Raw genomic sequence first — 25,126 nt, 5'->3', positions numbered from 1 at the left:
AAATAAATAACATGAAAGCTTCCTAAGTGTGAAGTTGGGAGCAGGAAACCGGAAGTGATGAAAATCCTGAACTTCCAGCCTCATTCTTCCAGCTTCCAGCCTTTATTAGTTATCATGAAGTTGCTATCTCCTGTACATTTCCGGTTCTTTTCAGAACTCCCCAGGACTGCATTTCGCCTTTCAGTGCTTTTCTTAAACTTTTAAATAATACAATATACATCAGCCATCTGTACCCGAATCTCTGTGGAATGATATACAGCAGATTGGCTAATTTTTCCCGCTGCATGATGAATGCCACTAAAGCCAGGGAAGCATCTACCAAAAGGAAGATCAGATAATAGGTAAATATTTTGTCTCCGTTTCCGGAAAGAATTCCAAAGAACATTATCACATCTGACATCGGCGAGAAAAATGGTATGATATATTGGAATAATAAAATATTCGGCATTGCCCAAAGTCCCAATCCTTTATATCTGGGGTTAAGGAAAGTCTGTCTTTGTTTCCAGAACATCTGCATGATTCCGTAGGTCCATCGGAAACGCTGTTTTAAAAACTGATTGGCGGTTTCCGGAGCTTCTGTGACGGCAATTGCTCTGTTTTCGTTCGCAACAGTATATCCGGCCTTTAATATTTTCACCGTAATATCACAATCTTCTGCCAGAGTATCGGATGAATAGCCTCCCGTTCCAATAACCACTGCTCTTTTAAATGCCCCGATAGCACCCGGAATTACAGTAATGGCATTAATGTGAGCATACGCCAGTCTGTCGAAGTTCTGACTCGTTGTATATTCTATAGCCTGCCATCTGGTAAGCCAGTTGACTCTGTTTCCGACTTTTACATTTCCTGCTACTGCAGCAATCTTTTCTTCAGGATCAGAATTTAAAAATCTTGCAATAAGATATTTCACAGCATCCTGCTGCAGTTTGGTGTCGGCATCAATACATACTACATATTCGGCATCGGTCTGTGATATTCCGAAATTTAAAGCAGTTGCTTTTCCACCGTTTCTTTTGGTGAAAATTTTCAGCTTCGGATGATCAGGAAATGCAGCTTTTGCTTTTTCATAAGTAGAATCTTTACTGCCATCATCTACCATAATGATATCAAAGTTGGGATAAGTCTGTTTCAATAAATTCTGCAGGGAAGACACAATATTCACTTCTTCATTATAAGCAGGAACAATAATGGAAACTTTCGGATAAGATTTCAGAGCCGGAAACTCACCCAGTTTTCTTTCTTTGTTTCTTTCCTTAAAAGCCCAGTACGCCATCAGCAATAACCTGATCAATCCTAATACAATAAAAATAGTAAATAATGCCACGAGAAAATGACTTACTCCATAGATAACGGTAGCCAAAACAAGGTTCAGCTGCATGATGTAATATGACTTCGTTTTAGGCACTTCAGGCATCAGTTCGCTTCTGCTTTTGTGTAAGATATTGGTCAGGTTCGTAAAATGATAGCCCTGTTTCTGAAGCGTCGGAATCAGAATATTTAAAGCTTTTACCGTTTCTTCTCTGGTATCTCCTCCTGCATCGTGAAGAAGAATGATGTTCCCTCGCTCCTGTTTGACGCCGGCTAATACCCGTTTTACAATTTCATCTGCTTTTATTCCCGGCTGCCAGTCTTCAGGATCTATATTTTCTCCAATATCAAGATAATTCTGCTGTCTGGCCAAAGCTACCGGAATAATCTCTTCCGAAGTGGTAGGTTCAGAATCTGCGTTGTAAGGAGCTCTGAACAAAATTGTACTGTGGCCCGTCACACACTCTATAAGCAAACGGGTAAGTTTCATTTCAAGCAAAGCCCTTTCCGGACTTACTTTTGCAACATTTTCATGGGTAAAGGTGTGATTTCCTATTTCATGTCCTTCTCTATAAATTCTTTTAACAAGCGGAAGGTTCTTTTCTGCATTTAAGCCTACCAAAAAGAAAGCTGCCGGAACATGATATCTGGACAATACATCTAAAACCTGCGGTGTATAGATTTCATCCGGACCATCATCAAAAGTAAGCACAAGTTCTTTCTGAGGAGCACTGCCATATTTCTTCACTTCATAAGAGCTGGGATAGGTAACATAGTTTTCGTCTGTGATAATTTTCTCTTTAGGATCAACTTCCAATGCAATTTTTCCGTCATGAGGCGTATTCAGAACATCCAGCACTTCCCCGTCTCCAATGTAATCCACCATGGTCTGCCCTTTTACATTTTCCAATGTTTTTAAGTTCAGTTTGGATAGCCCTGCAAACGTAAGATCTTTATCATAGAAGTTCCATACTCTGCTGTCTTCACTTCCCAGTCTCCAGAGTGCAGTTCCTGCCAAAGGATATTCTGAGGAGAAACGCATTGTGTTGAAGATAGAAGCCGCATCATTGAAAAATACGGTGTGGGTAAGATTTTTGGAATCCGTATAAGAATAATTTAAATTAAACGTATTGTCATTAAAATCTATGACCGCTTTACTGGCACTGGCTTTCGTAATTGCCTGCATGTAAGTAACAGAAGTATTGTCATCCGGATTGGAGCTCCAGTCATAGCCATAAGCTCCAAGGCCCAGAATTATTTTTTGTGGGGAAGTTTGCTTTACAATTTTTCCTGTCTGCTGTTCGATCCATTTCTGAGAAGACACCGGACCGGCATCACTTCCGGCAGAGTATTCATCATAGGCCATCAGCACAAAATAATCTACATAAGGATTCAGTTCTGGAATGTTGTAATCATCATTGTCCGTCATGATATCCATGGTAACCAGTAACTGATTTTTTTTGAAAGTCTCTGAAAGCTCTTTCATAAAAGCAATCAGATTTTCATCAGAATTCAGGTTCATATCTTCAAAGTCAATATTAATTCCTTTGAAGTGGTATTTTTTACATTGCTGAGTGATTTTTTGGATCAGACGGGTTCTTTTCTGAGGATCATTAAGAACTTTTGCCAGCCCTTCTGAACGGAATTCCCTGTCGAAGTTATTACTCAGCATCGGCATGGCAGCCACACCTGTTCTCTTGATCACTTTGTAGCCTTCCGGATCCACATTGGTTTTCAGATCTCCGGTTTTAGGATCAAGGAAAAACCATTCCGGGAAAACAAGATTCACGTGTCTGATATTTCTTTTCAGAGACATCAGAGACTGAGGATCCCAGGCTACATAAAATGCAGAACGGATTCCTCCCGGGAACTGAGCCCAGTTTCTGTTCTGATTTTTATATCTTTCTGCTCTTGCTTTCTCAATTTTATCGAGGTTGGTGTGAATTGTTTTTTCAGAAATAAAGCTTCTGAAACCTTTATATTCTTTAGAAATTTTATTCTCCTGAAGGTAAGGCTTATTGGCTGTAATTACTGCTTTATAATCTTCTTTAAAAGGAATTTTAGGACTTTTGTCCAGGGTCATCATCAGACCTAAAGCAAGAAGAAGCAGTACTCCTATAAAAATAAAGACACGGCTTCCCCATTGCACACTTTTCCAGCGTTTTTTGCTACTGGTCTGAAAAATCTGTTTGGAATTTTCCACGATTTTGAAATTTATTGAATGGCAGTCAAAAAGCGTGAAAAACTGTATAAAAATTAATTAAAAAAAAATTAAAAAATAATTCCCTATCTAGCTGTTTACAAGCAGGCTTACCACATCCTGAATCACTTTTTGGGAGACAAAATTCATAAAATCTACCCTTTCCAGATGCGGCATGTATAATTTTGAGGTTACTTCCTGATCATTGATTCTGATCGTATAGTAAACTGTTCCAACATCCTTACCGTCTTCTCCTTTCCCCGGACCCGCAACACCGGTTGTAGAAAGGGAAATATGAGTCTCGAACAATTCCTGACAGCCTTTTGCCATTTCCTGTGCCACCTGTTCGCTCACCACGGTAAACTGTTCTACGGTCTTTTCAGAAACATTTAAAATTTTAATCTTTTTCTCTGTGGCATAGGCAACCACTCCACCCAGGAAATATTTCGAGCTGCCGGAAACTGAAGTAATCATTTTTGCCAGTTCACCTCCGGTACAACTCTCTGCTGTGGAGATCGTCATGTTTCTTTCGGTAAGCATTTCTGCCATAATATTTTCAATTTTATCCTCAGATACTGCAATGACATGACCTTCTACCAAAGGAAGCAATTTCTGGATTTCTTCTTCTGTTATTTGCTTCAACTGCTCTTCGTTATCACCGGAAGCAGTCAGACGAAGCTTTACACGGGTTCCCACCGGAAGATAAGACAGTGCAATATTTCCCGGAAGTGCCAGTTCCCAGTCTTCAATTTTATCAGCCAGGATACTTTCAGGAATTCCGACCACAGAAACAATCCGTGTATGGATATAATGAAGACTGAATCTTTGCTGTAAATAAGGAATAATCTGATCTTTAATAAGCGGTTTCACCTCATAGGGAACACCCGGAAGGCTGTAGCACAATTTTCCGTCCTGTTCCATCATCATACATGGTGCCGTTCCGTAATGGTTCTGAAAAACGATGGATTTGGTAGGGACAAATGCCTGTTCGCGGTTTCTTTCGAGAATGTCTGCTCTTCCACGCCGTTCCATATAGCCTTTCAAATGATTAAATGTCACCTCATCCAAAGCAATTTCATCATCAAAATATTCAGCCAGGGCCTTTTTGGTTTTATCATCACGGGTTGGCCCGAGGCCTCCTGTTGTAATGACTAAATCGCCGGTTTCAAAGGCGGTGTTCAATGCATTTTTAATGGTTTCAATTTCGTCTGAGATCGTAAGAATCTGAATGACTTTTATTCCTATATTTTTAAGTTCAGTCGCAATAAAATTAGAATTGGTATCTACCGTATTTCCGGAAAGGATTTCATCACCGATAGTAATCAGAACAGCTTTTTCCATATATTTTTTTGTTGAAAAAAATTCTATGCAAATGACGGAAAATTCTGTGGCAGCGGCAATATAAATTGATTTTTTCTATTTTTGAAGAAATTATCTAAAACTACAATACAAATTATGTCTAAATATGATGATGCTTCATGGCATTATGGCGGTGATTTTCCGGAAGGCCTTCCTCAGAAAAACGGGGCTACCCACACGGGAATGTTCCTGAACTGGTGTATCCATAACGATCTGATCTCTGATGAACTGAAGGAAGATGGTGAAGAGGAAATAGAAAAAGTAAAGCGAAGAGAAATAACCGGTGCTGAATTCATTATGGATTCCTGCGACGGAAAATTCTCAGAATATGACCTGAATGAACTGGGAAATCTTTTTGCCAAAGATTATTATGCTGATGACACCGATTTTGGAAACAGATACAGCTCATTCGCTGATGATTACGTGAATATTTTTGATGCTAAAGCAGAAGAAAATGACTATGAATATGAAACTTTCTATCACATTGAGGATACCTATGAAAATTATGATCTGATGAAACAGGTGATAGATCACCGTTTTGAAGAATGGAAAGAATATATTAACAACTAATAGATAAAAGGGCAAAACTGTACATAATATACTTATCTGCATTTTTGCCCTTCCGCTATTTTGCGATTTGGATTATTCTTTATTAATTATGCCTTACCCAGATCAGTTCATCGGTGTTATAGCCGATTTTTTTTGCTTTCTGGAGGAAACGCTGACGGATACTTTCCGGAATGCTGGTGGTACGGGAAAGGATCCACAGATATTTTAAACTGCTTCCTGCCACAAGAGCATATTGATAGTCTTCATCAATATCTATAACGTTGTAACCGGCCCAGATCGGCTTAAAAAATGAAACTTTCAAACGGGCTTCTGCAGGATCTTTTACAAATTTTGCTTCCCCGATAGATTCATTCCATACTTTTTTAGTGTAATCATAGCCTTTATTTCTTACCTGAATGGTACCATCCGGATTCTCTGTATACTCTGCAGTAACATTGTCCATGTTTTTCTCGAACCTGTAATCGAAACGGGCGATCTCATACCACTTGCCCAGATATTTTTTAAGATTAAAATTCTTTACCGCAGATGCTCCCCTGGGAATTCTTACAGAACAGGAATTGAAAATAATAAGCCCCAGTGCTCCCAATGAAACGGGAAGTATAATTTTATGAATGGTTTTCATGACAGGAATATTTTGGTGGTTATGATAGAACGTCAAAAATAATGCCTTTGGTCTGTTAAGGCCCCATAAATTCTATGAAAATACTTTCAGGAAATTATCTTTAAAGCTTCCTGAAACCTCTATTTCCGTATCATCCGCCAGCATCACGGTTCCGCTTTTATGATAGGATTTTACAAAACCTGTATTAATGATATGAGACCTGTGAACCCTGACAAACGGGTTTTCCAGAAGATCATCAAAATGCTTCAGAAAACGGCACACCATCTTCTTTGAACCATCGGTAAGATATACCTGAGTAAAATTTCCATCCGCCTGAAGTCTTACAATATCTTCTGTTTTTACAACGTCAAACCCCTGTAAAGTTGGCAAAATCAACTGCTGTTTTTCAGGTTTTAATTTCAGATTCTCAAGAAGGATTTTATTGCGGTTGAGCTCTTCTTTTTTCTCAAGGCTTTCCGCTACTTTATTTACTGCCAGAATCAGTTCCTGAATATCGATAGGTTTTAAAATATAATAGCTTGCTGATTTATTTAAAGCCTGTAATGAATATTGTGAAAATGCGGTAATAAAAATAGTTTCGTATGAGAAATCTTTGGTTGCTTCCAGCACGTCAAAAGCATTTCCGAAAGGCATTTCTACATCCAGGAAGACCAGTTGAGGCTGCTTTTCAGCAATTAACGGAACTGCTTCTTTGATATTTTCAGCTTCACCCAGAATTTCCACCTGCGGACAATATTTGGTAAGATAGCTTCGTAAAACTTCTCTTGCTATAAGTTCATCGTCAACAATGACAGCTTTTATTTTCATTTGAACAGATTTTAGGTGGCAGGTAATAGGTTGCTCTTGCAAATTAGGAATATTTCATTAACCTTACAATGTTAAATTTAACAGCGTTTTTCAAAGTACTTAACGATAAAGACAATAATTTTTAAAATGGTAACATCATTTTCAGATAAGATGAGCATCTCCCGGTAGGTAATATAAGACTTTGAGCTTCAAGTTATATTGTTATTTATTTTTGATAATTCTCAACAAGGTGATCGTTTATTTAAAATCAATACAAATTAAGACTCCTGAAAGTGAATAATACTTTTTTTCCTATTTTAGCAATAAGAATTACTATAATCACAATATTTAAAACCAATTACTATGAAAAATACAAAATTCTCAAACTTTATCGAAAGATTAGAGCGTAATTTAACAGATAATAGTCAAGAATCACTAATTCTAACTAATTTTTCTGAGCAAAGCCAAGGAGGCTTCATTGGTGTAAACGACAGCAGATGCGTCAACGGAAGTACCGCATGTAACGGATCTATTAATGATTCCAGATGTTCTAACGGAAACTGTGACAATTCTATCAACGGAAGAAAGTGTACCGTATTAACCCCTTCAACAGGTATATTATAGCAAAACTTAATAACTAAAAAAATTATAGTAATTCTTACTTTTTTAAACACTCAAAACTAATTTAACATGGAAAAATCTAAATTTTTAAAAATAATTGAAGAAAAGATGATTTCTAGTGACAGTGAATCTCTTTATTTATCCAAAGTCAATGAAGATTTAATGGCCGGAGATTTTATAGTGGTCAACGGCAGCCAATGCGTCAATGGCAGTTCTGCCTGTCAGGGATCTATTAATGAGTCCCGCTGTTCCAACGGAAATTGTGACAATTCCAGCAATGGTAGAAAATGTACAGTGCTGACCCCATCAACCGGAATTTTATAAGAATCAAAAAAACTAATATACCAGCTCAAGAAACTCTTCAGGTTTCTTAGAGTTTATTAAAAATACACCAAAGACAGGAGTTTTTAAAGCTGGTTTATTCATGGTAAATAAAGCGGCAGAAGTCACTGTGATTCTGATAGCAGTATCAGGTGTACCAATATTTCTTAGCAATGTGATAATAGCATCAATGGCTCAAAATGCATCACATTAAATCCAAAACCAAGTACAATAATAATATAAAGAGAAATTATGTATAAATTCAGTAAATATAATTCCATCATTCCTTTAAGTGATACTATTTCAGCAGTATATAACTCAAAAGAGGATAAATGTATTGTCATCAAAAGAGATTTAGAAGGCTACTTTAAACTCCCCATCCTTGATTTGGAGAAAAATCATCCATCCATTTACCAAAATTTACTAGATATCAATGCCATTGTTGATTATGATCGCGATGAACTTCAGGAAGTGATTCAGAGAAGTAAAGAGGTAGATAATTCTGATAAAACCTACCGCCTTATTATTAACCCAACAATGAACTGTAATTTCAAATGCTGGTATTGCTATGAATCTCATATTGTGGGTTCCAAGATGAGTAATGAAGGAGTGGGTAAGATTATCAAGTTTATTGATAAGACTTTGGAAAAAAACAAAAACCTCAATTCATTTGACCTTTCCTTTTTCGGTGGAGAACCTTTGATGTATTACAGCAAGGTTACCGAACCTATCATCAACCATTACCGAACCAAATATGAAGATTATTCTCATATCAACTTTACTATTTCTTTCACGACCAATGCCTATCTTCTTAATGACAGAATGGTTAATCATCTGACTTATGAAAATGACAATAAATTTTTCCAGATTACCTTAGACGGAGGAAGAGAAGAGCATAACAAAGTAAGAGTTGCTCAAAAAGAAGAAGGTTCTTATGATAAAATTATTGATTCTATAAAAAGATTACTCAGAGAAAAAATAAGTGTTCTTATAAGAATTAATTATACCGCTGAAAATATTGACTCAACAAAGGAAATTGTCAATGATCTTATCGATCTGAATGAAGAAGACAGAAGCTATCTGAGCATCAGTTTCCATCAGGTATGGCAGGACATCGAAGTAAATAATATTGATGATAAGGTAAAAGAAGTAATGGAACTTTATCAAAAACACAATCTTATTCCTAAAGGAGAAGAAACAGAACTTTTAGAAGGCCTTACCAATCCTTGCTATGCCGATAAAAAGAACGAAGCGGTTATCAATTATAACGGTGATGTTTACAAATGTACTGCAAGAGATTTTACGAAAGAAAATAAGTATGGTGAACTGAATGATGAAGGAGAAATTGAATGGAATGAAAAAATTCTTACTTGGGAGGAGTTAAAAATTCAATCTAAAGCTTGCCAAAACTGCAGAATCCTTCCATTATGTGGAGGTGGATGCCACCAGATTAATTTGGAAGCAAAAGGACTGGATAAGTGCCAAATGGGCTATGATAATGAGAAAAAAGACGAAGTAATCATGAACCGTCTGGAAAAGCTATTCTTCCATGAAGCATAAAATAAAATTCACACATCAACTTGAAGCTAATGACTGCGGACCCGCATGTCTTCAAATGATTTGTGCATTCTATGGAAAAAAATATACTTTAAGAGAAATTAAAAAAAACCTTAAGGTTTCAAAACTTGGAATTTCTATCAAAGACCTCCGCCTTTTCCTTAAAAATAACGGATTCAACTGCGCTACTGTAAACATTACCTTGGAGGACATTTATGAGATGCCCCTTCCTTCAATTTTGTATCTAAAACACGGGCACTTCATTATTCTTGAAAATATCAGAAAAAGAGTAATTGATATTATAGATCCGGGATTTGGAAGAGTAAGTCTCTCTTTGGAAGACTTCAGTGAAAAATGGTTAAATGGATCAGAAGGAATTGCAATAGTATTTGAACCTTCAGAAGACTTTGAAAATATAGAACTCATCAACAACAAAAAGGAAAAACAAAAAAATCCAATTATTGCCAATGTTAAAAGGATTTTAAAAAAAAACAGGAAAAAATTCTATTTATCTGTTTTTCTTACTCTTGTTACGCTAGCTGCCAACTGGGCAATGCCTCTTCTGCTGAAAGAAAATATAGACAAAGGTATTCTGTCAAAAGATATGCATATTGTCATAAAATTACTTTTGCTGCAGTTTGTTTTTGCAGTCAGTTTTTTGCTTTCTCAAAGTCTTTCCGAAGTCATCAATACCAAAATAAGTCTTGAACTAAATATTGACTTCAATAAATTATATTTTCTAAAAATTCTGAAACTTCCTATAAGCTATCATGATTCAAAATTTAAATCTGATCTTATTGAAGGACTAAGCGACCAGCATAAAATAAATTATTTCATCACTTATAGTTTGATAGGGGTAGTTACCAGCGTACTGAATATCATTGTCTTTTCGCTGCTTCTGATATATCAGAATTATAAGATATTTTTAGTTTTTGTATTGTTCAGTATCATTTCCTTTGTTTATATCCTTTTGTTTTTTAAAAAGAAAAAACAGATCGATTATTCATTATTTGCCCTGGAGTCAGCAAACAGAAATACAATCTATGAGCTGATTATGGGAATTACCGATATAAAGATAAACAGTGCGGAAAGATCAAGACTTTCCAACTGGATAAATTCTGAAAATAAGCTGAAAACCTTAAAAACCAAGCTGGCCTATATCAATTTTTATATGAACGACGGTCACTTATTCATATCGAAAATAAGAGATATCAGTCTTATAGGCTATACATCATATCTTGTTATAGAATCTCAGATTACTTTAGGTCTGATGATGATGGTCAGTTATATATTGGGACAGCTTTCTGCTCCATTGCAGCAATTAACGGATTACACTCAAAATTTTCAAAATACCAAACTGGCTCATGACAGGCTTACCGATATTTACAATAAAGAAAACGAGATCAAGGAAAATGTAAGCTATCATAGTATTGGTTCTGTAGATCACATCACCTTGAAGAAAGTCAATTTCAAATATGATATCAACTCAGAGCTTGAAGTTCTTAAGAATATTAACCTTACCATTAAAAAAAATACAACTACTGCTATTGTAGGAGAAAGCGGAAGCGGAAAATCAACTTTACTGAAATTATTGTTGGGGTTCTACTACCCTACCAGCGGAGATATTTTTATTGAAAACAATAACATTAAAGATGTTAATATCAAGGACTGGCGACAAATATGCGGTGCTATTCTTCAGGAAGGATATATTTTCAGTGGAACAATTCTTGAAAATATAACCATGTCTACCGAAAACCCAGATATAAACAGGTTAAATCTTGCCCTTAAGATTGCAGAGCTTTATGAAAAAGTAGAAAGCCTGCCTATGAAATACTATACTAAAATAGGTGAGATAGGAATCTCACTGAGCGGAGGTGAAAAACAACGGCTACTTATCGCCAGAGCCATTTATAAAGATCCCGATTTTATATTTTTTGATGAAGCAACTTCCTCACTGGATTCTATTAATGAAAATAAAATCATTTCTAATCTGAATACTTATCTTAAAAACAGAACCTCTGTAATCATTGCACACAGGCTTAGTACGATTAAAAATGCGGATCAGATCATTGTATTGAAAAATGGTGAGATTGCAGAAATAGGAACCCATGAAGAACTTCTCTGCAAGGAGTCTGAATATTCAAAATTAATATCCTACCAATTACAATTAACAACTTAAACAAAGTATTATGAAATTTAAAATTATTACGCTTCTATGCTTCACTTTATTTAACCTTTCTTTTTCACAAGTAAAGTTATCCAAAAGAGAAGATATCAGTAAAATAAACAAAAACTGGAGACTTGCAAAAACCGTTTCCGGAACCTATGGAATCATGGATAAAGGAGGGAAAATTATTATTCAGCCAATCTATTCAAAAATTAATAACTTCGGAGAGTATTCTGAAGACCTCGCTTTGGTAAAAAATATATCAGGATCATACGGATTTATAAATAGTTCTGGAACTGAGATTATTCCTCCTCAATATGAACTAAACTACATTAAAAACTATTTTTCTTCATTATATAAAAAATACGTCAAGTAAATATTGGAACATGAAAATCGCCCAACTCATATTCATTTTAAGTGCAATCTTTATTCATTCGCAAACTCACAGGTATATTTATGAACTGAATTATAAGCCGGATGCTACGGAAAATAATTACAAAAAACAATTCATGGTACTTGACATTAATCCTGATCATGTAAAGTATTATGATTATAAGTTTTTGGAAAAAGATTCTTTAAATCAACTATATCACTCCCAGGATAAGACATGGACTACCCAAATACCTGTCAGCAGAAAAAAGAATTCTGAGAAAAACCTCAACTATGTACTGGTAGGAGATAATATCTATTCCTACACTACAGATGATCATATTCAATGGAATCTTGAAAAACAAACAAAAAAGGAAAATGGTTTGAATGTCCAAAAAGCTACTGCAAAATTTGGAGGACGGGAATGGGTAGCATGGTTTGCCAAGGATATTCCATTCAATCAGGGGCCTTACAAGTTCCAGGGACTTCCGGGACTTATTGTGGAAATTAAGGATACCCAAGATAATTTCATATTCAAACTTGTTAAAAATATTAACCTGAAATCAACCTATGATACCTCTAATGTTTTAGAAGTAAGATATGGAGACAGACCCATTCCTACTGATGAAAAAACGGTGATAAAAAAGGCACTGGAATATTTCAATAATCCTTTAAATGATATCAAACAAGAGTTTAGCAATAATAGAATCTCCTCTTTCGAATATAATGGGGTAAAATATAAACCTGAAGAACTAACAAAGCTTATAAAAGAAGAGCAGGAATACATTCTTCAATATTATAACCCAATAGAATTAGATAAATCTTTCCCTTATAACAGATAAACTCAATAGCTATAACAATTAAAGATTATTTTTAAAACCTCAATTATTGATACATTCCGTTATTGAAATTTTATATCAGATTCATAGCCATAATGACTAGAACTCCTTTACCGTTCTCTTTATCTTTTACAGAATATTGAATGTCTTTTTTATACAGATCGTTCAGGAGCTGAATTCTTTCCAGCGTATTTTTCATTCCCCTGCCCTCTCTTGTTTTCTGATGTTCTGTTTTCTGCTTTTTACTTTCTTCAATCCCTATTCCATTGTCTTCAATAAGGATTTTAAGATGCGATTCACTTTTTTCAAAGCTTAATGTTAAAAATCCTTTTTCGGTTCTGTAACGGAGTCCGTGCCAGACAGCATTTTCCAGAAACGGCTGTATCAGCATTCCCGGAACCTGAAGGTTTTGCATATTCAGACTTTCATCTACTTCAATTTCGTAATCGAATTTATCTGCAAAACGGGTCTTTTCAAGCGCCAGATAATTTTGCAAAAGGTTAAGCTCCTGCTGAAAAGGAATAAAATCTTCGGTAGAATTTTCCATTACACCGCGCATCAGCTTCGAAAATTTTGTAAGATACTGATTCGCTTCAAGCTCATTATTGGTGGCTATAAAATGGTTGACACTATTTAAACTGTTAAAAATAAAATGGGGATTCATCTCTCTTCGCAGCGACTGAAGAGCTATTTTTTTATTTTTAGTCTGAACTTTTTTCAGCATTCTGAAAATGAAAATAATGAGTCCGGTAAGTACAATCAACGCTCCGATCAGACTGTAATTAAAGACGTTTTTCTTTCTGATCAGTTCATCTTTCAACTCTTTTTCTTTTTCCAGCTGTGAAATTCTCTGTTCTGTATCTTCCAGAATTTTATTATCAACCAGGCTTCTGTCTTTAGAAACGAGATTGGGAAGTTTTCCCAAAAAGTCTCTGTATAACTGAACGGAGGCATCAATATTTCCTGAGATCGCATAAAGGCTGTCCAGCTTTTTTACACTTTTCTGTGCTTCCAGTGTATGACCTTTGTCCAGTGCAATTCCGTAGGCATTTTTTAAAAGATCTACGGCTTCCTCAGGATCATTTTTTTTAATATAGATATCTGCCAGTTCCTGAATCTGATTGACTTTTTCCTGCGAGTTTTCTTTTACAAAGTCTTCTTTCAAAACTTTCTTCTTGGCTTCAATAGCTTTTTCGAAGTTTTTGTTTTCAACATACAGGTCTGCCAGCTTCTGATTGATGGCAAGAGCCTGTTGAGGAGCTTCTTTTTTAGAAATTTTATAGGCTGTATTCAGGTTTTCTTCAGCACTGGAAACATCTTTCTGTTTCAGGTTAACATCTGCCAGCTGACTGTAGCTTTCTGCAAGGTCTCCCTGATCATTTTCCTTTTTAGTCAGATTGATATTATTCTGAATCGCTTCTGCTTTCAGTTCGGGGGTAGGAGAAGAAAGTCTTGCCGCATCATTAGAATTCACAGCTTTACTTTTTTCGCTGTAACTTACCTGTGCTGCCATGCTGTAATTACTGATGGCAGGAGTTATTTTATTCTGCTTCTCCTGTGACTGGGCTAATCTTCGGGTTGCTTTCTCGATATTGGGCTTATCATTGAGTTTTTCATATAGTTTTTTCGCTTTTGTATAGTACTCTTCACTTTTGGGAAAGTTTCCGCTATTGAAAAATGTTTCACCGATGTTATAATAAGAATCTGCCTGGGCAGGTTCGTTTTTGGTGTCCATTGCTCTTTTCAGCTTCTTTGTTTCTACCTGCACTTCTTCCACAGCAGCACTGCTGTTAGTAGTGGTTTGGGAAAATATTGTATTTCCCGAAAGCACCAGTAAGAATAGAGTAAAGAGTTTAAGCATTTTCATAAAACAAAGATATACATATATATAGTCTGCTCAAAAACTATTCACCAAGTGAAAGTTCCATTTCACCAAGTCTCCCGGATTTCGGTTACTGATCTGTGTAATTTTACATCAGAATTAAAAATTTAAAAACAGGAAATTATGAAATTGAAACATTTTTTATTAATCGGAATTTTAACTCTTGGAAGTTTTGTAAACGCTCAGGAAGTAAAGAAAAATGCAATTGAAGTAACAGGAGTGGCAGAAATGGAAGTAGAACCGGATGAAATTATCTTCAGTATCGGGATAAAAGCTGATAATAAAAACGATCTGGCAGATAATGAAAAGAAATTATTTGATATTTTGAAAAATGCAGGGGTAAAGAACGAGGATATCAAATTCAAATCCATGTATCAGAATATTTACTCTAAAACCGCTAAGTTTTCCAAAAATTATCACTTTAAAGCCGGTACAAAATCAAACCTCAACAAAATCTTTGAAGACCTGAATCAAAAGTGGGTAAGCAGCCTGAATATTGCGGAGGTAAAGAATACCAAAATTGCAGATTTCAGAAAAGCAGTGAAGATCAACGCTTTGAAAGCAGCCAAAGAGAAAGCAGACTACTTACTGGAAAGTATGGGTAAAAAGACAGGAAATGCCCTTGAAATTGTAGAGATAGAAGATTACACCAGCGATATGATTATGCCGGCAGCCTACAAAGGAAGAGCAAGCAATATCCAGTTGGAAATGGCTGATGCTCCGGTAGATTTTTCTTTTGATAACATTGAAAACATCAAGCTGAAATACAGCATTAAAACAAAATACGAAATCCTTTAAAATAACGGATGTAAGAAAGCTGCCTTTTGGGCAGTTTTTTTGTTTTTTACTATTGGGTTATTGCGTTTTTGACCGAAGAAAAATACCTGCCGATCTATTAAAGTTTTTCGAATGGTAAAGGCTTCGACTCCGCTCAGCCTGACAGTATTGAAATGACACATTAGATTCTTACGATCACATATAATCAGATCCTTCCGTTTTTATCATCCACCAAGTGAAACCTTCCGTTCACCAAGTTTCCCGATTTCCAGCCTTAAATAAAGATAATTTTACTTCAGGAATTTAAAATAATAGGATTTAAAAATTTCCGATTACAACAAATAACCAATAAAAAACAACAATATGACAATGTTAAAAATCTTAGCACTTGCAGCCGGTACAGCTTTGTTAAGCTCCGGAAACATTCAGGAAAACCGCTCTGCAAATAGTAATACTGACAATCATTTACCGGTACAAAAAATGGCATTGATTCCGGTAACCTCAACGGTAAAAGACAATAAAATTCAGGTTGCTCTTCTTCTTGATACTTCCAATAGTATGGACGGATTGATTGATCAGGCAAAATCCAGACTGTGGAATATTGTGAATACAGTTACCACTCTTAAGTACAACGGAAAGGCTCCCGATATCGAAATTGCCCTTTATGAATATGGCAACGACGGAATCCGTGATGAAAATTACATCCGCCAGGTAACTCCTCTCACTCAGGATCTGGATCTTGTTTCTGAAAAATTATTTGCCTTAAGAACAAATGGAGGCAGTGAATATTGCGGTGCAGTGATCCGTGATGCCTCTGCCAACCTCAATTGGGATGGGAATGAAAAAAGTATGAAACTGATTTATATTGCCGGTAACGAAGCATTTGATCAGGGAAAAATAAATTATAAAGAGGTTGTTTCAAAAGCAAAAGCTAAAAATATTTACACCAACACCATTTTCTGTGGAAGCCGCGAAGAGGGAATCCAGACATTCTGGCAAAACGGAGCATCCCTTGGAGGAGGAAAATATTTCAATATAGACAGCGACAGAAAAGTGATGTATATTGAAACCCCTTACGACAAAAGAATTTCCGAATGCAATGCCAGGTTAAATGATACTTATATCTACTACGGAAATCATGGCTCAGAATACAGGCTTAAACAGATCACACAGGATAAAAATGCAGAAGCCCAATCGGCATCCAACCTGGTGGAAAGAACAGTTGCCAAATCCAAAAAGAACGCTTACAAAAATGATCACTGGGATCTGGTAGATAAAGCTGAAAAAGATGCCGGATTTATTGCGACAGTAAAAGAAAGCGAACTTCCTGCAGAGTTGAAAGGAAAAAGTAAGGAAGAAATTCAAAAAGCGATTGCTGCCAAATCAGCAGCTCGCGATACAATTCAAAAGGAAATAGAAGAACTCTCCAAAAAACGCCAGACTTATATTGATTCCGAAATGAAAAAAAGAGGAAATGATGATTCTGATGATTTAGGAAAAGCCATTGAGAGTTCTATTGTTGAACTTGCTAAAAAGAACGGGTATAGCTTATAGTTGAACAGGCAGTCTTTTTGTGACTGCCTGCTTTTTTAAACCACCCTGTCAAAAATTCTTTGAATTTTTGACACCACTCCACAGGAAGGGAATTGAGCATAACAATTGGAGTATTTGTCATGTAAAACAAAGCATGAAAATTTACCTTCCAAATTTAAAATACCTTGATAAAGGATGCTTTTTGCCTTTCATAAACAAAGAAGCCATTTCCATTCCTGCTACCGAAAAAGTAATTCCGTTTCCTCCGAACCCCAACACAAAGTAAGAATTTTTAAATTTTTTATGCTCGCTGATATAGGGTAAGCCGTCTTTTGTTTCCCCAAAAGTTCCAGCCCAGACAAAGTCTGTATAGAAATGATAATCGGGTTTTATTTTCTTTAAATTTTTAAGAATTTCTTTTTCTTTTTTATACAATATAGCATCACGTTTTTCGGCATCATAAAAGTCTTTGTCTCCTCCTCCAATGAGAAGTCTTCCGTCATCGGTAGTCCGCATATAGAGATAAGGAGTATCGGTATTCCATACTAATGTGCTGCTGATGTTTTTGAATTTGTCTTTATCAATTTCAGAGACGGCCGCGTAGGTACTTTTCAGGTTGACAAAGTTTTCTTTGATCAGGTTTTTACTTTCATAACCTATACAGTAGATCATTTTTTTTGCTTTGATCTGATATCCGCTGTCTGTGGTAACCAGATTAAATCCTTTATGCTCCTCCACTTTTACCATTTCAGTTTTATCAAATACCTTCAATCCTTTCTTTGCATTATGCATGAAAAGCTCATGAGCGAATTGAAAAGCATCAATGCTTGCACCTTGTTTTGATAAGATTCCGCCATAGGTATTTTCAAATCCGAACTGTTTCAGAACACGACCTGCAGACAGCCACTTTACTTCAAATCCCGCAGCCTTTCTCGCCTCATATTCTTTTGTCAGCCATTCCAGATCTTTCTTTTTCGAGACATAATACAATGATTTTTTGCGTTTGAAACCTGCTTTGGATCTGATGGTTTTTGTGATTTTTTCCAGGGTATCAATAGCATCACTACAGGCTTTATAGCTTAAGACCGCACCTTTTTTTCCTATCTGATCTATCAGCTCATACAGAGGAACATCTATTTCGTACTGTAACATTGAAGTGGTGGCGGAAGTACTTCCGTTGCAAAGTTCGCGTTTATCAATCAGGATGGTTTTGTACCCGTCTTTTATCATCTGATGAGCAATCAGGCTTCCTGTAATCCCACCTCCTACAACGAGAACATCACATTCTTCATTTGATTTTAACGATGGATAAGATGCTAACAATCCGTTTTTTAGAAGCCAGAAAGGTTCATTTGATTTGAGATTCATATTAATATTTTACACTGAAACTAACAACATTTATACCTTTTTTAACAATTTTCTACTAAATTATGGTGTAATTATTGTTATTCTTTTAAACTGAACCACCATAAAATATTTATTATGATAACAATTATTCCAGAAGCCCCGGAGAATGTTGCGGCATTCAATGCGACGGGTGAAGTAACGAAAGAGGATTTTGAAAAACTGGTAATTCCGCGTGTAAAAGAGAAGGTAGAGCAGTTCGGTGAGCTGAATTATTTATTGTATTTGGATACCGATCTGGATAATTTTACCATGGGTGCATGGCTTGAAGATTTATTGTTGGGACTGAAAAATCTTACCAACTGGAACCGCTCAGCCATTGTTACGGATAAAGAAGGGATACGGAATTTCACCAGTGTTTTCAGTGTTCTGATGCCGGGAGAGTTCAAATCTTTCCCAAAAGAAAATTTATACAATGCCCTCTACTGGTGTAAAAACGGAGATGAGGTAGAGGCATAACATTTATTTGATAAAGAATCGCCTGTTTCTTACTGAAACAGGCGATGTTATTTTTAACTGTGACTTCTTTTTTATTTATCACATGATACACATTCTGCAGCTATTTCTTCTTTCTCAGTTTTTGAACCATACAGGTACATATATCTTACACTTATAACCAGTCCGATAAAGGTCATCCCTACTCCCACCAACGATGGATAGTTGAACGAATACCCATATTCCAAAGGAATTCCTCCAAGGAAAGCTCCCATTGCATTGGCAATATTGAAACCGGCCTGCATAAAAGCTGCGGCCATCATTTCACTTTTCGGGGCAGCTTTCATCATCATAATATTGATGGGTGATGCGATAGACATGGATAGCGCACCGCACATGAACGTCAGTACCAAAGCAATATTTTTATATTCAGCAAGTAAGAAAACACCTCCGAGAGAAATCATCATCAGGAAAATCAGCAATACACAGGTTTTTTCAGGTCCCAGCTTATCTGAAACAATACCTCCCACCAGGTTTCCAACTACCATTCCGGCCCCGGCAAGTACCATTACATAAGCCATCTGGCTGCTTTTGATCCCGGCAACAACAGTCATTAAAGGAGTAATATAGCTCAGCCATGTGAACAATCCTCCAAATCCAATGGCTGTAATAGCCAATACCAGCCACGACTGTTTATTTTTAAGGAATTTCAGTTCTTCCATGAAATGGGTATTCTGGTTGGATTCCAGATTAGGAAGCCACATTTTTAAAAATAAAATGGCAAAAAGACCAATCATTGCTACAATCGCAAAGTATAGTCTCCAATGGAAGGTATGCCCAATATAGGTGACCAGAGGCACCATTGCGAGATTGGCAACCGTAAGCCCTGTAAACATCATTGATATATAAAATGCTTCTTTTCCTTTTCCTGCCATTCTTGAAGCCACTACTGTTCCTACACCGAAGAAGGCTCCATGCGGAAGTCCGGACATAAAACGGATAACCAGCATACTGTTATATCCCGGTGCAATAGCCGAAAGCGCATTAAATAATGTAAAAAGGATCATAAAAGCCATCAGGACTTTTTTCGGAGGGAATTTTACAGAATATCCAATCAGGATTGGAGCTCCGATAACCACGCCCATGGCATATGCCGAAATCAAATGTCCGGCTTGCGGAATCGTAATCTGTAATGTTTTGGCAATATCCGGCAGCAGTCCCATGACGGTAAATTCCGTAGTTCCTATCCCTAAACCACCAATTGCCAGTGGTATTATTCTTTTATCAATCTTCATTGTCTCTAAATCTTTTTCTGAATTAATTTCGTTCAAGTTAAAGGATCACCTGAGTATCTTTATTTTGAAAGTGCAAAAATCGCAAGAAAGTTTGAATTTCACTCCTACTTGAATGATAAAAATTTGCTCCATATTAACCTTTTTAATTAATTTTAAATTCAGAAACAATCAAATAAGAACAAAATGAAGATCCAGAAAGAAATTATTGAGTTTGAAAAAGGGAAATCCTTCAAGCTATTTTCTCCTTCTCTGAAAAACTGTTTTTTCTGGCATTATCATCCGGAAATTGAGCTGGTATATGTAGAAGCTGTGAACGGAATCCGCCACGTTGGAAAAAACATTTCCGGCTTTACAGACAGTGATCTTTTACTGATTGGTTCCAACGTTCCTCATCTTAATTTTGACTATGGTATTCAGACCGAATGCAGGCAGCTTGTATTGCAGATGCGGGAAAGCTTCCTTCAGGACATTATTCTTCCTGTTCCGGAATTTGAGAATATTAAGAACCTTTTGGAACGGTCCTATCTCGGACTTTCATTTTCCGGAGAAACCAAAATTACAGTTGTTGAAAAACTACAGGCTATTAAAGATAAAAACTCTTTTGAATCCTTAGTTGGGCTGATTGAAATTCTGCAAATCCTGGCCCATACCGCCGAAGTGAAAGAACTGAATAAGGAAGATACCCGGATCAAATGGTTTTTAAATGATAAGATCAGAATGGGAACCATCTACGACTATATCCACGAAAATTATGACCGGAAGCCCAATGTCAATGAAGTGGCCCAGGTTGTCAGCTTGAGTACTCCTGCTTTCTGCCGGTATTTTAAAAAGCAGACGAATATGACGTTTACTGATTTTGTTAACAATTACAGGATCAATCAGGCTAAAATATTCCTGCTGAAAGATCAGTCTGTGACAGAAGTTTGTTTTCAGGTAGGTTTTGAAAGTCTTTCATATTTTAATAAACTGTTTAAGCAGCATACGGGAGAAACGCCTTCGGAGTTTAAGAAAAAACATTTCAGACCTATTGAAATTAATGGGAAGATTGGAGTGATTAAGAAGGATACGACTTGTTAAGTAGGCTTTGTTGAGTATTGTAGGAACCACCCCGGCAAAAATTCTTTGAATTTTTGCCACCCCTCCAAAGGATGGGAATGATGACAGTCGTTATTGTAACGATTGCCGCCTTCATTAGTAACTACTAAAACCTGCAGCCTATCACCTGTAATCTGCTACCTGCTACCTGTTACCTAAAAAAACAAAAAACCGCTCATTGCTGAACGGTCTGTATTTTAGTGAATATGTTTTTCTGCATGGTAAGAACTTCTTACAAGAGGAGAACTTTCAACATGTCTGAAACCTAAGCTTCTTGCAAAATCCCCAAACTCATCAAATTCTTCAGGTGTGATAAATTTCTTTACCGGAAGGTGTTTTTTAGTCGGCTGCAGATATTGTCCAAGGGTGATGACATCTACATTGGCATTTCTGATATCTTCAATGGTCTGGAAAACCTCATCTTTAGTTTCTCCCAGTCCAAGCATTACTCCTGTTTTGGTTCTTCTTTGTCCGGCTTCTTTCAGATATCTTAATACATCAAGACTTCTTTCATATTTTGCCTGGATTCTTACTTCTCTGGTCAGACGTTTTACGGTTTCCATGTTGTGAGAGATTACTTCAGGAGCAACTTCTACTAATCTGTCAAGGTGTTTTGTGATACCCTGAAAGTCAGGAATCAATGTTTCCATTGTGGTTCCCGGAGAAATTCTTCTTACGGCATTCACTGTTTCTCCCCAAAGAATAGATCCCATATCTTTCAGATCATCGCGGTCTACAGAAGTAAGCACGGCATGTTTGATCTTCATTAACTTGATGGATCTTGCTACTTTTTCAGGCTCATCCCAGTTTACATCAAGGGGTTTTCCTGTTTTTACACCACAGAATCCACAGCTTCTCGTACAGATATTTCCTAAAATCATGAAAGTAGCTGTACCTTCACCCCAACATTCTCCCATGTTCGGGCAGCTTCCGCTTTGGCAAATGGTGTTTAATTTATATTTATCAACCAAAGTTCTCAGCTCTCTGTAATTCTTTCCGGTAGGAAGTTTTACGCGGATCCATTTTGGTTTTTGAACGGTAGTGTCTTGAACTGAATTTTCCATTTCTAAAATTGAAGTTCAAAGTTAAGGATTTTTTAATGGAAACCATCAACCGGATATATTGATGAAACTGATCATTCAAAATATCATTTGTATATTTATATGCTCAAAATATTCTTATGAAAAAAATATTCTTCCTTTTATTCGCGATATGTGGAACGTTTTCTCTTGCCCAAAAACAATTTCAGCCTGCAGGTTCCACGGTTATTGAAACTGTAGACGGAGATCTTGATGGTGATAAAATTCCTGAAAAAGTAATTATCTACAACACAAAGGACACTACTGATATGGGAAACATCCGTGAAATCCAGATCCTGAAAAAGGTTGGCGGTGCATGGACAATCCTTGAAAAATCCAGAAATGCTGTTATGGAAAGCAACGGCGGAGGTATGATGGGTGACCCTTACAGAGAAACGAAAATAGAAAAAGGAATTCTGATTATTTCTCAAAACGGCGGAAGCAGCTGGAAATGGGATGTTACAGACAAATACAGATTTCAGAACGGACATTTTGAACTGATAGGAACCTCCTCAACTTCGGGAAGACCTGGAGATTACTGGAAAGATATAGATTTTAACCTTTCAACAGGACAGCTGAACTATTCCAAAGAAGTAGAAAATACAGCTGAATATGGTAAATCCTTAAAGGAAACTTATATTAAAAAAGGACTAAAGATCAATCTGCAGAACAGAAACCAGGAAAAGCAGCAAAAAATAGTTCTTCCCAAAACAAAAGAGGAAGTTTATTTTTAAATAAAAGTCGTAATATTTAAGTTTTGGCTGAAGCCAATTGTGAATCTTGTTGTTCTGGCGAAGGAAGAATCTTATTGATGAACAAATTTATGAGATTCTTCACTCCATTTCATTTCGTTCAGAATGACAAGTCTGTTTCTATTGAATAATATTATTGAATTTAATGATCATCAAACTCATTATTTTTCAGGAGTTCTGCCAGGACTTTTTTGGCCCGCATGACCCTTACTTTGGTATTGGCGACTGAAATTCCCAATTCATCAGCAATTTCTTTGATACTTTTTTCTTCAAAAAATCTCAATCTGATAATGTCCTGATAATTGGCATCCAGGGATTCTATGGTTTTGATGATTTTCTTCTGTTCTTCTTCGGAGATAAGCAGTTCTTCCGGTGATTTTGCGTATTGGTTTTTGACCTCATCAAGATTTTCAACAGCGTCTTCGTTGTCGCGGTTTTTCTTTCTCCAGAAATCAATAACGGTATTCTGGGCAATGGTCAGTACCCAGGTTTTAAACTGAAAATGAGGATCGAACATATCCAGTTTTGACAATACTTTTGAAAAAACATTGACAGTAATTTCATCGGCATCATTTTCATCTCTCACTTTCTTCATAACAAAGGAGAAAACATCCACCCAAAAAACATTGATGAGTTTAGTCTGGGCCTTCTGGTCTTTATCCTTGGCCTTCTGGATGAGCAGGAATAGCTGTTCGTCGTTCATTAATAACAAATATAGATTATTTGGGCTGAAAAACAAAGTATAGGAAAGCTAAAATGGTAAAAAGGCTTTCCCTTAATACTTCGGAATTTATTATCTTTGCATCTTAAAATTTTAAAGTTAAAAATCAATGAATTCCTTTATAGAAGAACTGAAATGGCGTGGTCTGTTTGCCGATATGATGCCAGGAACCGATGAACAACTGAATAAAGAGGTAACTACTGCATATATTGGTTTTGATCCTACCGCCGATTCTTTACATATCGGAAGTCTTATCCAGATAAAAATCCTGGCTCACTTCCAGCTGCATGGCCACAAGCCTATCGCTCTGGTAGGAGGTGCTACTGGAATGATCGGAGATCCATCCGGGAAATCTGCTGAAAGAAATCTTCTGGATGAGGAAACTCTTTTACATTATGTAGACTGTTTAAAGAAACAGCTTTCAAAGTTCCTTAATTTTGAAGGAAATGAGCCTAACAAAGCTGAGCTGGTAAACAACTACGACTGGATGAAGAATATTTCTTTCCTTGATTTTGCTAAAAATGTCGGAAAGAATATCACGGTCAACTATATGATGGCAAAAGATTCCGTAAAGAAAAGATTCTCAGGAGAATCCGGTGCAGACGGAATGAGCTTTACAGAATTCACATACCAGTTAATCCAGGGATATGATTTCCTTCACTTATACCAAAACAATAATGTGAAGCTTCAAATGGGAGGTTCTGACCAGTGGGGAAACATCACTACAGGAACAGAATTGATCCGTAGAAAAGCTCAGGGTGAAGCTTTTGCTTTAACAGTTCCTTTAATTACAAAAGCAGACGGTTCCAAATTCGGAAAGTCTGAAAGCGGGGAAAATTACTGGCTGGATAAAAAGAAAACTTCTCCTTACAAGTTCTACCAGTTCTGGCTGAATGCTACGGATGAGGATGCTGAAAGATTTATCAAATTCTATACTTTCTTAGGAAAAGAAGAAATTGAAGCTTTAATTGAAGAGCACAAAACAGCGCCACACGAAAGAAAGCTACAGAAGAAACTTGCGGAAGAAGTTACCGTTTGGGTACATGGAAGAGAAGAGTATGAAAAAGCATTGAAAGCTTCTGAAATTCTTTTCGGACGTTCTACTGCTGAAGATCTTGTAAGCCTCGATGAGGAAACTTTCCTGGAAGTTTTTGATGGTGTTCCTCAAAGAGAAATTGCAAAAGCTGATGTTCTGGGAGTGAATATTGTTGATCTTCTTTCTGAAAAATCAGGGTTCTTGAAATCTAAAAGTGAGGCACAAAGAGAGATTAAAGGAAATTCAATTTCTGTCAACAAGCAAAAAGTAAATGATACTTTTACAGCCAATGAAACAGATCTTATTGATGGTAAATTTTTATTGCTTCAAAAAGGTAAGAAAAGCTACTTTATTGTAAGAGCAAACTAGTAGAAAATACATAAAAAAACCGGCGCTGG

General features: G+C 36.5%; 21 protein-coding genes. 12 read left to right on the top strand and 9 right to left on the bottom strand.

Annotated features, from left to right (window positions below; genetic code table 11):
• Nucleotides 1–112: 112 nt before the first annotated feature.
• Together FFS26_RS15280 and FFS26_RS15275 are read right to left on the bottom strand one after the other, a co-directional pair.
• Complete coding sequence (locus FFS26_RS15280; RefSeq protein ID WP_137905456.1) at nucleotides 113–3,511, bottom strand: polysaccharide deacetylase family protein; 3,399 nt, start codon at nucleotides 3,509–3,511, stop codon at nucleotides 113–115.
• A gap of 87 nt (nucleotides 3,512–3,598) precedes the next feature.
• Entirely contained in the window at nucleotides 3,599–4,849 is a 1,251-nt protein-coding gene (locus FFS26_RS15275; protein WP_137905455.1) for a CinA family nicotinamide mononucleotide deamidase-related protein, read from the bottom strand.
• Between the two features lie 114 nt (nucleotides 4,850–4,963).
• Between FFS26_RS15275 and FFS26_RS15270 the strand changes: the two genes are divergently transcribed.
• On the top strand, nucleotides 4,964–5,437 hold the full coding sequence (locus FFS26_RS15270; RefSeq protein ID WP_137905454.1) for a hypothetical protein: 474 nt from the start codon (nucleotides 4,964–4,966) through the stop codon (nucleotides 5,435–5,437).
• Nucleotides 5,438–5,519: 82 nt separating this feature from the next.
• On the opposite strand, the gene FFS26_RS15265 is transcribed toward FFS26_RS15270, so the two are convergent.
• Nucleotides 5,520–6,059: a lipocalin family protein gene (locus FFS26_RS15265; protein WP_137905453.1), complete on the bottom strand. Its 540-nt coding sequence runs from the start codon at nucleotides 6,057–6,059 to the stop codon at nucleotides 5,520–5,522.
• A gap of 72 nt (nucleotides 6,060–6,131) precedes the next feature.
• Nucleotides 6,132–6,866 carry a LytR/AlgR family response regulator transcription factor gene (locus FFS26_RS15260; protein ID WP_110010731.1) on the bottom strand — a complete coding sequence of 245 codons (735 nt, stop codon included), beginning with the start codon at nucleotides 6,864–6,866 and terminating at the stop codon, nucleotides 6,132–6,134.
• Between the two features lie 669 nt (nucleotides 6,867–7,535).
• On the opposite strand from FFS26_RS15260, the gene FFS26_RS15255 reads away from it, so the two are divergent.
• The 5 genes from FFS26_RS15255 to FFS26_RS15235 all read left to right on the top strand — a co-directional run bounded on the left by FFS26_RS15255 (nucleotide 7,536) and on the right by FFS26_RS15235 (nucleotide 12,722).
• Complete coding sequence (locus FFS26_RS15255) at nucleotides 7,536–7,790, top strand: hypothetical protein (protein ID WP_110010733.1); 255 nt, start codon at nucleotides 7,536–7,538, stop codon at nucleotides 7,788–7,790.
• A 249-nt stretch (nucleotides 7,791–8,039) separates the two neighbouring features.
• The gene (locus tag FFS26_RS15250; protein WP_137905452.1) at nucleotides 8,040–9,347 is read left to right on the top strand and encodes a radical SAM/SPASM domain-containing protein; all 1,308 of its coding nucleotides are present in this window, start codon (nucleotides 8,040–8,042) and stop codon (nucleotides 9,345–9,347) included.
• Entirely contained in the window at nucleotides 9,337–11,523 is a 2,187-nt protein-coding gene (locus tag FFS26_RS15245; RefSeq protein ID WP_137905451.1) for a peptidase domain-containing ABC transporter, read from the top strand. The genes FFS26_RS15250 and FFS26_RS15245 overlap by 11 nt, the downstream gene beginning before the upstream one ends.
• Before the next feature lie 10 nt (nucleotides 11,524–11,533).
• A complete protein-coding gene (locus FFS26_RS15240; protein WP_137905459.1) occupies nucleotides 11,534–11,887 on the top strand; it encodes a WG repeat-containing protein in 354 nt (117 codons plus the stop codon).
• 10 nt (nucleotides 11,888–11,897) lie between these two features.
• On the top strand, nucleotides 11,898–12,722 hold the full coding sequence (locus FFS26_RS15235) for a GLPGLI family protein (RefSeq protein ID WP_137905450.1): 825 nt from the start codon (nucleotides 11,898–11,900) through the stop codon (nucleotides 12,720–12,722).
• A gap of 70 nt (nucleotides 12,723–12,792) precedes the next feature.
• Here the strand turns inward: FFS26_RS15235 and FFS26_RS15230 are convergent, their stop codons facing one another.
• A complete protein-coding gene (locus tag FFS26_RS15230; protein ID WP_137905449.1) occupies nucleotides 12,793–14,586 on the bottom strand; it encodes a histidine kinase in 1,794 nt (597 codons plus the stop codon).
• A gap of 138 nt (nucleotides 14,587–14,724) precedes the next feature.
• Here FFS26_RS15230 and FFS26_RS15225 point away from each other — a divergent pair, with 138 nt between their 5' ends.
• Together FFS26_RS15225 and FFS26_RS15220 are read left to right on the top strand one after the other, a co-directional pair.
• A complete protein-coding gene (locus FFS26_RS15225; protein WP_137905448.1) occupies nucleotides 14,725–15,399 on the top strand; it encodes an SIMPL domain-containing protein in 675 nt (224 codons plus the stop codon).
• Between the two features lie 342 nt (nucleotides 15,400–15,741).
• Nucleotides 15,742–16,932 carry a VWA domain-containing protein gene (locus FFS26_RS15220; protein WP_110010740.1) on the top strand — a complete coding sequence of 397 codons (1,191 nt, stop codon included), beginning with the start codon at nucleotides 15,742–15,744 and terminating at the stop codon, nucleotides 16,930–16,932.
• A gap of 141 nt (nucleotides 16,933–17,073) precedes the next feature.
• Here the strand turns inward: FFS26_RS15220 and FFS26_RS15215 are convergent, their stop codons facing one another.
• A complete protein-coding gene (locus tag FFS26_RS15215) occupies nucleotides 17,074–18,279 on the bottom strand; it encodes an NAD(P)/FAD-dependent oxidoreductase (protein WP_137905447.1) in 1,206 nt (401 codons plus the stop codon).
• Between the two features lie 114 nt (nucleotides 18,280–18,393).
• Here FFS26_RS15215 and FFS26_RS15210 point away from each other — a divergent pair, with 114 nt between their 5' ends.
• The gene (locus FFS26_RS15210) at nucleotides 18,394–18,774 is read left to right on the top strand and encodes an STAS/SEC14 domain-containing protein (RefSeq protein ID WP_110010742.1); all 381 of its coding nucleotides are present in this window, start codon (nucleotides 18,394–18,396) and stop codon (nucleotides 18,772–18,774) included.
• A gap of 71 nt (nucleotides 18,775–18,845) precedes the next feature.
• On the opposite strand, the gene FFS26_RS15205 is transcribed toward FFS26_RS15210, so the two are convergent.
• Nucleotides 18,846–20,045, bottom strand: coding sequence for an MFS transporter (locus FFS26_RS15205; protein ID WP_137905446.1), 1,200 nt, complete (start codon nucleotides 20,043–20,045; stop codon nucleotides 18,846–18,848).
• A gap of 183 nt (nucleotides 20,046–20,228) precedes the next feature.
• Between FFS26_RS15205 and FFS26_RS15200 the strand changes: the two genes are divergently transcribed.
• Nucleotides 20,229–21,122, top strand: a complete 894-nt coding sequence (locus tag FFS26_RS15200; protein WP_110010743.1) for an AraC family transcriptional regulator — start codon at nucleotides 20,229–20,231, stop codon at nucleotides 21,120–21,122.
• A gap of 215 nt (nucleotides 21,123–21,337) precedes the next feature.
• Here FFS26_RS15200 and lipA read toward each other — a convergent pair whose 3' ends face one another.
• Nucleotides 21,338–22,204: a lipoyl synthase gene (gene lipA / locus FFS26_RS15195; protein ID WP_110010744.1), complete on the bottom strand. Its 867-nt coding sequence runs from the start codon at nucleotides 22,202–22,204 to the stop codon at nucleotides 21,338–21,340.
• A 116-nt stretch (nucleotides 22,205–22,320) separates the two neighbouring features.
• Between lipA and FFS26_RS15190 the strand changes: the two genes are divergently transcribed.
• Nucleotides 22,321–22,953, top strand: coding sequence for a hypothetical protein (locus FFS26_RS15190; RefSeq protein ID WP_137905445.1), 633 nt, complete (start codon nucleotides 22,321–22,323; stop codon nucleotides 22,951–22,953).
• A gap of 160 nt (nucleotides 22,954–23,113) precedes the next feature.
• Here FFS26_RS15190 and FFS26_RS15185 read toward each other — a convergent pair whose 3' ends face one another.
• The gene (locus tag FFS26_RS15185; RefSeq protein ID WP_110010746.1) at nucleotides 23,114–23,674 is read right to left on the bottom strand and encodes an RNA polymerase sigma factor; all 561 of its coding nucleotides are present in this window, start codon (nucleotides 23,672–23,674) and stop codon (nucleotides 23,114–23,116) included.
• Nucleotides 23,675–23,801: 127 nt separating this feature from the next.
• On the opposite strand from FFS26_RS15185, the gene tyrS reads away from it, so the two are divergent.
• Nucleotides 23,802–25,097: a tyrosine--tRNA ligase gene (tyrS, locus tag FFS26_RS15180; RefSeq protein ID WP_110010747.1), complete on the top strand. Its 1,296-nt coding sequence runs from the start codon at nucleotides 23,802–23,804 to the stop codon at nucleotides 25,095–25,097.
• Nucleotides 25,098–25,126: the final 29 nt, after the last annotated feature.

The organism is Chryseobacterium sp. 2VB (genome assembly GCF_005503635.1).
GTDB lineage: Bacteria > Bacteroidota > Bacteroidia > Flavobacteriales > Weeksellaceae > Chryseobacterium > Chryseobacterium cupriresistens.
The sequence above is the reverse complement of the archived record's forward strand: the minus strand, read 5'-3'. Positions and strand labels throughout refer to the sequence as shown.

What these genes read in the sequence shown, in the direction of transcription:
- FFS26_RS15215 (WP_137905447.1), bottom strand. Translation starts at nt 18,279, where the DNA reads ATGAATCTCAAATCAAATGAACCTTTCTGGCTTCTAAAAAACGGATTG.
- FFS26_RS15275 (WP_137905455.1), bottom strand. Translation starts at nt 4,849, where the DNA reads ATGGAAAAAGCTGTTCTGATTACTATCGGTGATGAAATCCTTTCCGGA.
- FFS26_RS15245 (WP_137905451.1), top strand. Translation starts at nt 9,337, where the DNA reads ATGAAGCATAAAATAAAATTCACACATCAACTTGAAGCTAATGACTGC.
- FFS26_RS15190 (WP_137905445.1), top strand. Translation starts at nt 22,321, where the DNA reads ATGAAAAAAATATTCTTCCTTTTATTCGCGATATGTGGAACGTTTTCT.
- FFS26_RS15270 (WP_137905454.1), top strand. Translation starts at nt 4,964, where the DNA reads ATGTCTAAATATGATGATGCTTCATGGCATTATGGCGGTGATTTTCCG.
- FFS26_RS15240 (WP_137905459.1), top strand. Translation starts at nt 11,534, where the DNA reads ATGAAATTTAAAATTATTACGCTTCTATGCTTCACTTTATTTAACCTT.
- FFS26_RS15220 (WP_110010740.1), top strand. Translation starts at nt 15,742, where the DNA reads ATGACAATGTTAAAAATCTTAGCACTTGCAGCCGGTACAGCTTTGTTA.
- FFS26_RS15205 (WP_137905446.1), bottom strand. Translation starts at nt 20,045, where the DNA reads ATGAAGATTGATAAAAGAATAATACCACTGGCAATTGGTGGTTTAGGG.
- FFS26_RS15210 (WP_110010742.1), top strand. Translation starts at nt 18,394, where the DNA reads ATGATAACAATTATTCCAGAAGCCCCGGAGAATGTTGCGGCATTCAAT.
- tyrS (WP_110010747.1), top strand. Translation starts at nt 23,802, where the DNA reads ATGAATTCCTTTATAGAAGAACTGAAATGGCGTGGTCTGTTTGCCGAT.
- FFS26_RS15235 (WP_137905450.1), top strand. Translation starts at nt 11,898, where the DNA reads ATGAAAATCGCCCAACTCATATTCATTTTAAGTGCAATCTTTATTCAT.
- FFS26_RS15250 (WP_137905452.1), top strand. Translation starts at nt 8,040, where the DNA reads ATGTATAAATTCAGTAAATATAATTCCATCATTCCTTTAAGTGATACT.
- lipA (WP_110010744.1), bottom strand. Translation starts at nt 22,204, where the DNA reads ATGGAAAATTCAGTTCAAGACACTACCGTTCAAAAACCAAAATGGATC.
- FFS26_RS15200 (WP_110010743.1), top strand. Translation starts at nt 20,229, where the DNA reads ATGAAGATCCAGAAAGAAATTATTGAGTTTGAAAAAGGGAAATCCTTC.
- FFS26_RS15260 (WP_110010731.1), bottom strand. Translation starts at nt 6,866, where the DNA reads ATGAAAATAAAAGCTGTCATTGTTGACGATGAACTTATAGCAAGAGAA.
- FFS26_RS15230 (WP_137905449.1), bottom strand. Translation starts at nt 14,586, where the DNA reads ATGAAAATGCTTAAACTCTTTACTCTATTCTTACTGGTGCTTTCGGGA.
- FFS26_RS15265 (WP_137905453.1), bottom strand. Translation starts at nt 6,059, where the DNA reads ATGAAAACCATTCATAAAATTATACTTCCCGTTTCATTGGGAGCACTG.
- FFS26_RS15185 (WP_110010746.1), bottom strand. Translation starts at nt 23,674, where the DNA reads ATGAACGACGAACAGCTATTCCTGCTCATCCAGAAGGCCAAGGATAAA.
- FFS26_RS15225 (WP_137905448.1), top strand. Translation starts at nt 14,725, where the DNA reads ATGAAATTGAAACATTTTTTATTAATCGGAATTTTAACTCTTGGAAGT.
- FFS26_RS15255 (WP_110010733.1), top strand. Translation starts at nt 7,536, where the DNA reads ATGGAAAAATCTAAATTTTTAAAAATAATTGAAGAAAAGATGATTTCT.